Source organism: Mycoplasma leonicaptivi ATCC 49890, assembly GCF_000622205.1.
GTDB lineage: Bacteria > Bacillota_I > Bacilli_A > Mycoplasmatales > Metamycoplasmataceae > Mycoplasmopsis > Mycoplasmopsis leonicaptivi.
This window is the reverse complement of sequence record NZ_JHWE01000007.1, coordinates 20,157-31,703: the sequence shown is the minus strand read 5'-3', so window position 1 is coordinate 31,703 and position 11,547 is coordinate 20,157. Positions and strand designations below refer to the sequence as shown.

The 11,547-nt window shown below is 26.5% G+C and carries 9 protein-coding genes; 1 reads left to right on the top strand and 8 read right to left on the bottom strand.

What is annotated here, in order from left to right; all coding sequences use genetic code 4:
• A partial coding sequence (locus BU00_RS0100485) for a hypothetical protein (RefSeq protein WP_027121021.1) occupies window positions 1–183 on the bottom strand: 183 nt, incomplete at its 3' end.
• Between the two features lie 100 nt (window positions 184–283).
• Between BU00_RS0100485 and BU00_RS0100480 the strand changes: the two genes are divergently transcribed.
• Complete coding sequence (locus tag BU00_RS0100480; protein WP_027121020.1) at window positions 284–715, top strand: hypothetical protein; 432 nt, start codon at window positions 284–286, stop codon at window positions 713–715.
• Window positions 716–809: 94 nt separating this feature from the next.
• Here the strand turns inward: BU00_RS0100480 and BU00_RS0100475 are convergent, their stop codons facing one another.
• The 7 genes from BU00_RS0100475 to mnmG all read right to left on the bottom strand — a co-directional run bounded on the left by BU00_RS0100475 (window position 810) and on the right by mnmG (window position 11,489).
• A complete protein-coding gene (locus BU00_RS0100475) occupies window positions 810–1,724 on the bottom strand; it encodes a 1-phosphofructokinase (RefSeq protein ID WP_027121019.1) in 915 nt (304 codons plus the stop codon).
• A gap of 1 nt (window position 1,725) precedes the next feature.
• Complete coding sequence (locus tag BU00_RS0100470; protein ID WP_027121018.1) at window positions 1,726–3,819, bottom strand: PTS fructose transporter subunit IIABC; 2,094 nt, start codon at window positions 3,817–3,819, stop codon at window positions 1,726–1,728.
• Between the two features lie 178 nt (window positions 3,820–3,997).
• On the bottom strand, window positions 3,998–6,712 hold the full coding sequence (locus BU00_RS0100465) for a cation-translocating P-type ATPase (RefSeq protein WP_027121017.1): 2,715 nt from the start codon (window positions 6,710–6,712) through the stop codon (window positions 3,998–4,000).
• Window positions 6,713–6,721: 9 nt separating this feature from the next.
• Window positions 6,722–7,702 carry an aspartate--ammonia ligase gene (asnA, locus tag BU00_RS0100460; RefSeq protein ID WP_027121016.1) on the bottom strand — a complete coding sequence of 327 codons (981 nt, stop codon included), beginning with the start codon at window positions 7,700–7,702 and terminating at the stop codon, window positions 6,722–6,724.
• A 259-nt stretch (window positions 7,703–7,961) separates the two neighbouring features.
• Entirely contained in the window at window positions 7,962–9,224 is a 1,263-nt protein-coding gene (gene obgE / locus BU00_RS0100455) for a GTPase ObgE (RefSeq protein ID WP_027121015.1), read from the bottom strand.
• A gap of 8 nt (window positions 9,225–9,232) precedes the next feature.
• Complete coding sequence (locus BU00_RS0100450; protein WP_027121014.1) at window positions 9,233–9,667, bottom strand: 23S rRNA (pseudouridine(1915)-N(3))-methyltransferase RlmH; 435 nt, start codon at window positions 9,665–9,667, stop codon at window positions 9,233–9,235.
• Window position 9,668: 1 nt separating this feature from the next.
• Window positions 9,669–11,489 (bottom strand): tRNA uridine-5-carboxymethylaminomethyl(34) synthesis enzyme MnmG, encoded by a 1,821-nt coding sequence (mnmG, locus tag BU00_RS0100445; protein WP_027121013.1) that lies wholly within the window; start codon window positions 11,487–11,489, stop codon window positions 9,669–9,671.
• Window positions 11,490–11,547 lie beyond the last annotated feature (58 nt).

Sequence of the window (11,547 nt, the reverse complement as noted above, 5' to 3'; positions counted from 1 at the left end):
CATATTTAAATTATACAAGTTAATTTTTTGTTTAAATCTATAAATTACGTGCTTAGTAAATTTAATGTTATTTTGATTACAAAAATTAGTTCAAAATAGTTGTTCACTAGCAAAATTATTATTTGCTTTGTAATACTCTTTGATTCAAAATTCTCATTGTTTGTGTGATAAATGTTTGCTCATTTTTATGGGCGAAGCCCGAGGGGTATACCCCTCCCCCTTCCTTTTGTTTTATAAAAGAAAACACAGAAATAACTGTGTCATTTCTGTGTCCCCCTTTATAATGAGAAAAAATTCTAAATATGAACTAAAAAAAAGAGAAATGATTTCTTTTATTAAAAATAATATGAAAAGGCCTAATTTAGAACTTTCACAAAAATTTAATTGTAGCAAAAGAACAATAACAAGAACTAAAACATTAATTAAATTAACAGAAAAAAATAAAATAAATTGTAAGCATAAAAACACAAATAATAAAAATGCTGCTAAATATTCAAGAGATGAAGTTAAGTTATGGATTAAAGAATATATTAAATCTTATGAAAATGAATATAAACTAAATAATAACATAAGAAAAGAAAGCATTTCTTCTTTTGTGAAATTTGTTAAAGACAATTATCCACAGGCTCACATAAATTATAGTTCTATTATTAATTTTTGTCGTAAAAACAATTTACTAATTAGGTGCAATTACAGAATAAGAAAAGGTAAATAATTTTAGAAAAACCTTTCTGACATATGTCAGAAAGGTTTTAAATATAAAAAACAAAAATTTATTAGATAGATTACCTAAGCTAGTTCTTATTTTGTTAAAATTTTAATTCGGAAATTTCTACATTCGATAAAAATTTATCTGAAATTTTTTTGTCTGTAAGTCAAGAAACAGATACAGTACCCATTGAAGCTGCACTTGCATTAATAAGCGCTTGTTTTGAATTTTTATTTAATAAGTAATTTGAAGTAAAAATAGATATCATTGTATCTCCTGCTCCAGTTGCAGACACAACATTTATTTTATTTTTAATTGCTGACTTATAAAAATTATTATTTTCATCCAGTAAGTATGAACCTTTTGCACCATTTGAAATTAATATATTATTCGCTCCTTTTTCTTGCAATAATTTAGCTGCTTGAAAAATTTCATAATCACTTTCAAAATTTTTATTAAATATAGAATTTAACTCATCTAAATTAGGTTTAACAATATAAGGTTGATATTTAATAAAATCTAAATAATTTGGTGTGTCAACATCAAAAATTATTTTGATTTTTTTATCTTTTAAAATTTCAAGTATTTGTTTCAATAAATTCTCATCACTAACACCCATTAGCATTAAAATATCATCTTTTTGAAAAGTTTTTAAAATATTAAATAATTTTTCTTTTTCTTCTTGATTTAATGCAGTTTTAGGACCATTTAGCTCAAAGTTTGTTTTTGATCCATAATATTTAATATTCGTTCTTGTTCTAACCTTAACATCTATATTTATTAGTGATTGTTTTTCATTTTCAAAAAGCGAATTAAATTGTTGAAATGTATTTTTATCAAATAATGTAATAGCTTTATTTTTAAAACCATGTCTGCTTAAAACAATAGAAGCATTTATCCCTTTTCCACCTGGTAGGATTTCATAATTTTGATATCTGTTTACTTTATTGAGTTCAAAATCATCAGATTTAATTAAAAAATCTATTGCAGGTGAAAGTGTTAAAGTATAAATCATATTAATTTGCTTTTTGTCTTTTAGCACGTTTCTTAATTTTAAATAAATTTGGATATTTATTATTTAAATAATTCATTAATAGCATTGTTCCAGCAGATGCAAATGCTCCAACAATAATTGCTGATAATCAGAATAATATACCAAATCCGATTTGCATTCCAAGTGATTCAAATAAATTAGATTTTGCTAAGAAAATTACAAAGATACCACCATGTGGTGCAATAATATTAACAGAAAGTGCTGCAGAAATTATACCTGCTACCGCACCACCAACTATATTAGCTGGAATTAACATTTTTGGTCTTTTACTTGTATAAGGTATCGCTCCTTCTGAAATAAATGAAGCACCGAAAATAATATTTGATCATTTACCTGCTTGAATATCCTCTTTAGATCAAAGTTTTTTAGATATAAACATAGAAATAGAAATACCAAGAGGAGGAACCATACCAGAGGCCATAACAGCAGCCATAGGTATTGAACTTGTACCATTAGCAATTGTTAATGTTCCAAAAATATAAGCTGCTTTATTAATTGGACCACCTAAATCAGTTGCCATCATTACCCCAAGGATTAAACCAAGAATTCATGCAAGATATGGTTTAGATTCAAATAATTTTAAGAATAAAACTAAACCAAGATTTATGTAGATAAATACAATATTTAATACTCAGAATAAAATAGCAATAGTTACTGTTCCGAGAACAGGTATAAATAAAATATTTTTAATTCCTTGCATTGTTTTTGGTAATTTACCAAAAACATATTTAGAAAATACAATAACCATTGCAGCAGCAAAAAATGCTCCAAGAATACCACCAATAAATCCTGATCCTGTTCCAAGAAAACTACCTGAATCGAGGCCGCTTGATGCAATAGATTTTGCTAAAAATCCATAGGTTCCAGCAAGAGAACCACTTGCTATATTACCTACAACAAAACCTGGAAGTAGTCCTTGTCTTCCTACAAGAGAAAATGCTATATATGCACTTAAAATTGGAACTGCAAGTCCTAATCCTATTTTTCCAATATCAAAAATAGTTTTTGATACATAGTGATTAAATCCGAAACTACTTAAAAAAGTCTTAGAATTAATGTCTACACCACTAGCAAGTCCTATTATCATATCTAATAAGAAAGCAAATGCTAAAATTATTCCACCAAAAACAATAAATGGAAGCATATGTGAAATCCCTGTCATTAGAGATCTATACATTCTCTTACCAAAACCATCAAAAGAAATTTCTGCTTCTTCTGTTGAAGATTTAGAATTAGAAGAAATTTTTTGTCCTTTTTGATTTAAAAGTTTTTCTATTTGTTCTTCTGTTGTGTGAATTGCTTTTTGAGTAGAAACCTCTAACACATTATCATGATTAGTAAATCTACTTTTTTCAATTTCTCTATCAACAGCAAGTAAAACACCTTTTGCATTTTTGATTTCATCTTCACTAAGCTTGTTATCAATACCTTCTGCACCTTGTGTTTCTACTTTGATTTTTACACCCATTTTAGTTCCATATTCAAGAATTTTTTCTTTTGCTAAAAATGTGTGAGCAATACCGGTAGGACATGCTGTTACCGCAACAATATCATATGTATTATTACTACTTCAAACAGATGTTTCTTTTTTAAGAATATCTTGTTCTAATTCATCTAATAAACTAATAAATTCATCTTTATTTGTTATTTCATTTATTCTTTTATTAAAATCTGGATTAATTAAAATTTGAGATAATTTTTGCATAATTTTAATATGAGAATTATCTCTTTCTTTACCTGATAAAACAATACCAAAAATATAATTAATATCTTGGTTATCAATTGATTTTCAATCTAAGTTACTTGTTTTAATAAATACTAAAGTATTTTTTAAAACAATATCAGATCCAATATGAGGCATAGCGATTTTATCACCAATACCTGTTGAAGCCTGTTGTTCTCTTTGTTTAAAAAGATTTAAAGCCTCATGATAATTTGATACATATTTCTTGTTATATAATTCATTTGCAATAAATTCTAAAGCTTGATCTTTATTTTTAAATGATTCATTAAGAAAAATAGTATCTTTATCTTTAAATAAACTTGTTATTTTCATTTTTCCTTTCATTTTTTTGTTTTTTTAATTATAAAGTTTTTTAAGGAACATTAAAATAAAAGTCTGGAAATTTAACCATAAAATTGCAAAAAAGTGTTTTACAACAAAAAATATAAAAAGTAGAGATCTTATTAGTAATAATATCTAATTATGATTTCTACTTTCATTTGTATGAATTTTATTTTATATATTTTTTAAATAAATTTTTACTTAATTTTTCAAGTTCATTATAAAAGATTAACCCAAAACCTAAAACTATTGGAATAATTCAATATAAATTATTATAATTTGTTATTTTGCTTATCGAAGCCATTTTAAAAATGTCAGAAATACCAGGAACAAACGCTGCAATTAAAACACAAGCAAATGAAGATAAACTAGCTAAGTAAACAAGTTTATATTTTTTAAGATTACATAAAAATAATGATTTTGAACTCATTAAATTAATAGAATTTAAACTAGCTCCTATACCAAGAGTTGTAAACATTGCTGTTGAAGTAAGTTTAATAAAGTTATCTGAATCAACATTATTTTTTGATGCAATAATTCCAACAAATAAATATGAAAAAATAGAAATTAAACTTAAAACAACACTTTGAATAATTAATTGAGTTCCCATTCCTCTTGCAAAAATGCTTTCAGATTTTTTAAATGGATTTCTTTTCATTACATCACTATCATTAGGTGTCATCCCTAATGCTATGGCTGGTAATCCATGTGTTAATAAATTAATTCATAAAAGTTGCGATGCAGATAAAATAATTAATTGTTGATTTTTGATTTGATTCTTAAAAACAAAAGAAAGAACAAATAAACCAAATAACATTACAATAATCTCTGTTAAAGAAGATACTAATAAATTTAAAATTACTGATTTAATGCGATCAAAAGTCTCTCTACCTCTTTTAATTGCTTTTACAATAGTTGTAAAATTATCGTCAGTTAAAATCACATCTGCTGCTTGTTTTGAAACATCTGTTCCAGTTATACCCATTGCAACACCAATATCGCTGGCTTTTAATGCAGGTGCATCATTTACTCCGTCCCCTGTCATAGCAACCACTTGATGATTTTGTTGTCAAGCTTTAACAATACGTAATTTATCTGAAGGATTTACTCTTGCGTATACTGAAATATGTTTTACCCTTTCCTTTAATTCTTCATCACTAATTTTAGCTAATTCATAACCTGTTAAAGCAATATCGTTATCAGAATATATACCTAATTCTTTTGCTATTGCTACTGCTGTTGTAATATGATCACCAGTGATCATTATTGGTTTAATACCTGCTTGTTTTGCTTGATAAATACTTTCTTTTACTCCAGATCTTGCGGGGTCAATCATACCAATTAGACCAAGAAACTCTAAGTCTTGCTCATCAGGAAGATCTATTTGATTTTTTGGTACTAAAAGTTTTTTATATGCTATTGCAATAACTCTGTAAGCATTATTTGATCATTCTTCAACAATATGCATATATTCATTATTTTGATTTTTAGATTTAGATAAAATAACATCAGGTGCACCTTTTGTAAAAATAAAATATTCGTCATTTTTATTTTTAACAAGTATTGACATACATTTTCTCTCGCTATCAAATGGTAATGAATATAACTTTTGATATTCTTTATTAAAAGTTTCTTCTGTTAGATTATTATCTAAACCATATCTTAAAATCCCAGTTTCTGTTGGATCACCAATTTCAATAATATTATTATTTTCATCTTTTGATATTTTAGCATCACAACAACCTACTAAACCATATAAAGCAAGTGAATCTGCTATATTAGATGAATTGTTAACATCGAAAAATTTAACAACAGTCATTTTGTTTTCAGTTAATGTTCCAGTTTTATCAGAGCAAATAATACTTGTTGATCCTAAGGTTTCAATTACAGGGAACGCTTTAATAATAACGTTTTCTTTAGTCATTTTAGACACACCTATAGCCAATAAAACAGTTGTAAAAGTAATAAGACCTTCTGGAATTGCTGCTACTGCTAAAGAAATACCAATAATTACTGAATTTGAATATGTTTCCGGATTGTTTCAATTGCCACCAAACACTGTATTTGTTAATATTAATTGTGACAATGTTGTTATAAAAAGTAATGTAACACCTAAGATTCCAAAAATTTTGCTAAGTTTGTTAAGTTTAATTTGTAATGGTGTTAATTGCACCTCTTGTTCTTGAATTAAAGAATTAATTTTCCCGATTTCAGTGTTTTGTCCGGTTTTTAAAACAAGAGCAATTGCTCTACCGTTTGTAACGTAAGTACCTGAAAAAATTTCACTTTTTCTCTCTCCAAGTGGTGTATTTGGATCATAAATAATATCATCTGAATTTTTATCAACTGCAACTGATTCACCAGTTAATGCAGATTCAACAACCTGTAATGAAAAAGATTCTAAAAGTAAAGAATCAGCACAAATAGCATCACCCGCCTCAACAATAATTAAATCACCAGGAACTAATTTATTTGAAGGTATATATTGTGTTTTATTATCTCTTATAACCTTAACCATTAATTCATTATTTTTTTCAAGTGCTTTAACAGCTTGATTACTTTTGATTTCTTGATAAGTACCAAGCATAGAGTTTAGCACAATAACAATTAGTATAATAATTGGTTCAATAAAACTTACTATTATTTCAGAAGTCTCTGGTTTTTCACGAGATCCAAAAGTTTCATAAAAAGCTACTCCTAAACTAAATGCTGCTGCTATTAAAAGTAATATAATCATAAAATCTTTGAATTGATTAAAAAATATAGCAATAATGCTTTTTTGTTTTTCAGAATGAATTATATTTTCACCATGTTTATTTAATAAATCCTGACTTTGTTTTTGTGTTAAACCTGTTTTATTTTTTATATAATCTTGATTTTTCAAATTTTTACCTTAGAGAATTTCTATACCTTTCTTTTTCATTTCATTTTTATATTCTTCTGGTCAATAACTAGACTGAACTTCACCAATATGTGCTTTTTCAAGTAAAAACATACTTAACCTACTTTGACCAATTCCACCACCAATAGTAAATGGTAGTTCATCATTAATTATAGCTTTATGATATGGTGAAATTTGTTCAACTTCATTAGCTGATTTTTTAGATTGATTTACTATTGAGCTAGCATCAACTCTAATCCCCATTGATGACAGTTCAATTGCTTTATTTAAAACATGTGAATAAACAACTAAATCACCATTTAAATTTCAATCATCATAATCAAAAGCTCTCAATGAATGTATTAAACCAGATTTTAATTCGTGACCTATTTGATATATAAATACACTACCTTTTAATTTTGTTATAGCTGTTTCTCTTTCTTTAATTGAAAATTCTGGATACATATTTTCAAGTTCTTGTGAACTTATAAAATAAACTTCTGATGCAAGATTGTTTTCTAAAATTGGAAATTCTAACACTAGTTGTTCTTTTGTATATAAAATAGCATCATAAATATTTTTTACAGTGCTTTTTAAGAACTCAATATTACGATCTTTTTTATCAATTATTTTTTCTCAATCTCATTGATCAACATAATATGAATGTGTATTATCTAAATCTTCTTCGCGACGTATCGCGTTCATATCTGTATAAATACCTTCGTATAAGTCATAATGATATTGTTTTAAAGCGTTTCTTTTTCATTTAGCTAGTGAATGAACAACTTCTAGATGAATACTACTGTTCTTTGGAGAGAAAGCAACAGCTTTTTCACCATTTAAACCATCGTTTAAGCCTGTTTCTTTTTCAAGAAACAATGGTGCAGTTGCTCTTGTTAAATTTAAATTACTTTGTAATTTTTTTTGAAAGATTTTTTTTAAATCTTGAATTGCTTTTTGTGTTTGTTTAATATTTAATTTTGATTTATACATAATTAAATTTTAAAACAATATATTTTTTTTAATAATTTTTTTTATTTTATATAGATAAAAAATACTAATTAAAATTTGATTATTTTATATCTATATATTAATATTAATTTTTTTGATAATATATAGCAAAATTTTTAAAAATATTTTTTTAATGCTATATTTAAGTCATATAATTTTTTCTAAACTTATAATTGGGAAATAAATTGTTAAATTTTAAATATAAAAATATCAATTAATCTTTTAATTGATTAATTGATATTTACTCATCTTCTCATTCGAATTGGAAACCATAAACAGTGACTATATCACCTTTTTGAATCCCTCTTTGAATAAGTTCGTTTCATACACCAATTTTTTTAAGTATATTATTAAATCTTAGTAAATTATCATATGTATTAATTGGTATTTTATAATAAAGTTCTTCAACTTTTTTTCCTGTTATATCAAAATAACCTTTATAAGGTGATTCAATTATATAATCTGGTTCAAATTCAATAACCTTTATTTCATCTTCTTCGTTTTCAATTGTTTGGTATTGATTATTTTTTATAAGTTCTACAAGACCAGATTTAACTTCATCTAAATTTTCTCTAAAAATTGCAGAAATTTTAATTACTTTTATATCAGGATATTTTTGTTTGAAATCTTGATAATGTTTTTCAAACATCGGTAAATCAGATTTATTTGCAATAACTAATTGTGGTTTTTGTTCTAATTTAAAATTATAATTTTTTAATTCATTATTGATTGTTTCAAAATCTTCAATAGGATTTTTATCTTCAGAACCAAAATCAATAATATGTGCTATAACACGACAACGCTCAATATGTTTTAAGAATTGGATTCCTAAACCCTTACCAAGAGAAGCACCTTTAATTAAACCAGGAAGATCTGCTACTGTAAATGATGACTCAAAATATTCAACCATTCCTAGTTGAGGAACTAGTGTTGTAAATTCATAATCAGCTGTTTTTGCATTAGCATTTGAAACTGAATTTAAAAATGTTGATTTTCCAGCAGAAGGTTTTCCTACAACACCAACATCTGAAAGAATTTTAAGAACAATTTTTGCTTCAAATTTTTCACCTGGCATACCGTTTTCAGAAATTCTTGGCGCGGTATTTTTTGTTGTTTTAAATTTGTTATTACCACGGCCACCTTTTCCACCTTTAGCAATCAAATAAGGTGTATTAGTTTCAATAACATCAGCAACTAGTTTTTTACCATTATAAACAAGTGTACCAATCGGAACTTTGATATATGTGTCTTGAGCGTTTGCACCATAAAGATTTTTAGGTCCACCTTTAACACCATCCTCAGCAACAATATGTTTATTTTTATAAAAACTTAAAAGAGTGTTTTTTCCACTATCACCAACAAAGTAAATATGTCCACCGCGGCCACCATCACCACCATCAGGTCCACCTTTATCAACGTGAGCCTCACGTCTAAATGATATCATACCATCACCACCTTTTCCAGCCTGAACCGAAATTGTGATTTCATCTATAAATCTTGCCATAATACTCCTTATTTGTGATATTTAATATTATTTTTAATTGTAAAAGCTCTATATATTTGTTCAATTAACATTATTCGAAATAATTGATGTGGAAAAGTCATTTTAGAAAAGTTTAGTTGTTCTTGAAAATAAGATTCAATAACACCATTTGAACCACCTATTATAAATGTTAAATTATCTTGTTCAGTTATTTTTTTAGAAAAATCAACTGAATCGATTTGCTTACCATTTAATGATAAATAAATAACTTTTGAATTTTTTGGTATTTTTTGTAATATTAATTCGGTTTCTTTTTGTTTTTTAAGATCAATATTTTCTATTTTTTGTTCTTTAATTTCGATTAAATTAATTTTTGCAAAAAAATTAATTTTTTTTAAATAATCATCATACAAAACTTGATATTCTTTAATTAAAGAACCCACTGCAATAATATTTATTTTCATATTATTTTTTGCTTGCTATGTGAAACATTAACATTTGAATATCAGCAGGATTTATCCCAGAAATGCGCGATGCTTGTCCTATTGTTGTTGGTTTAATACTTTCAAGTTTTTGACGTGCTTCAGTTGCTAAATTAATAACTTTTGAATAGTCGATATCTTGTGGAATTTTTAAAACATCAAGTCTTGACATTTTTTGTGCAAGACTTTCTTGTTTTTTAATATAACCATCAAGTCTTACTTTTGTTGTTAATTCATTTTTAAATTCAAAATCTCCTAAAACATCTTTTGCTTCTACTTCTGGTCTTGCTAAAACTTTTAACATAGAAACACCATTTTCAATATTATATTTTTTACCAAGTTCACTTTTTGATGAAACAAACATTGTACTTAATTCATTGATTTTTTCTTCAATTCGATTATATTTATCAATAACTTTATCATAATTTTCTTTTGTAATCAATCCAACTTCATAGCCATATTTTGATAATCTTTCGTCCGGATTATCATTTCTCAATAATAAACGATATTCTGCTCGTGAAGTTAACATTCTGTAAGGTTCTTTTGTTCCTTTTGTAACTAAATCATCAATTAAAACACCAATATAAGCATCTGAACGAGATAAAATTAATGGATCTTTTTTTTCTAATTTTTGACCAGCGTTAATACCTGCAATCAAACCTTGGGCAGCAGCTTCTTCATAACCACTTGTTCCATTTATTTGACCAGCTGTAAATAAGTTTGTAATAATTTTAGATTCAAGCGAAACTGAAATTTGAAGAGGATTTAGTGCATCATATTCAATTGCATAACCTCATTTTTGAATTTCACAGTTTTCAAGACCTGGTATAGTACGTAACATTTTATCTTGTACTTCTATTGGCATCGATGTAGACATACCATTAATATAAATAATGCTTCCATCAGCAGTTTCTGGTTCAAAAAAGATTTGGTGTCTATTTTTATCTCTAAATCTCATTACTTTATCTTCAATACTTGGGCAATACCTTGGACCAACACCTTCAATTAAACCAGAATACATTGCAGATTTAGCGATATTTTCTTCAATTATTTGATGAGTTTTTTCGTTTGTATATGTTAAATAACATGAAATTTGTTCACCGAGTTTTACACCTGAGCGATTTGAAAAAGTTAGTGCAGTATCATCAAGAACTTCTTTTTCAACTTTGGAAAAGTCAATAGACGAAGCATAAACCCTAGCAGGAGTACCTGTTTTTAATCTTTGAAGTTCTAAACCATGTTTGATTAAAGATTTACTTAAATTCATTGTTGTTTTTTGATTATCTGGTCCGCTTATCGTTATGTCTTCGCCCCGTAGAATTCTTGAATTCATATATGTACCAGTAGTTATAACACAAACATCGGAATAAATTATTTGTTCATCATTTAATTTTACTCCTTGAAAAACTTTACTTTCATCAACAAGAATTTCTTCAACACTTGTTTCAATTAAAGTTATATTAGGATGTCTTTCTAGTGAATCTTTAATTAATTTTGAATATTTTTCTTTGTCAATTTGAGACCTTAAGGCTCTAACTGCTGGGCCTTTTGATTCATTTAACATTTTAATTTGAATCATTGCTAAATCTGAAAAATATCCTTGAACACCACCAAGAGCGTCTATTTCCCTTGTGATAATACCTTTAGCTGGCCCTCCTATTGAAGGATTACAAGGCATCATTGCTAATTTATTTAAATCGAAAGACAATAAAGCAACATTATGTCCTTTATTTGCTAATGCAAATGTTGCCTCTACACCTGCATGGCCACCACCAATAACTATTGCACTGTATCTATTTATCATAATATTAAAATTTTAGCAAAAAAGTTTAATATTATTAATAAAGATTTTAAATAATATA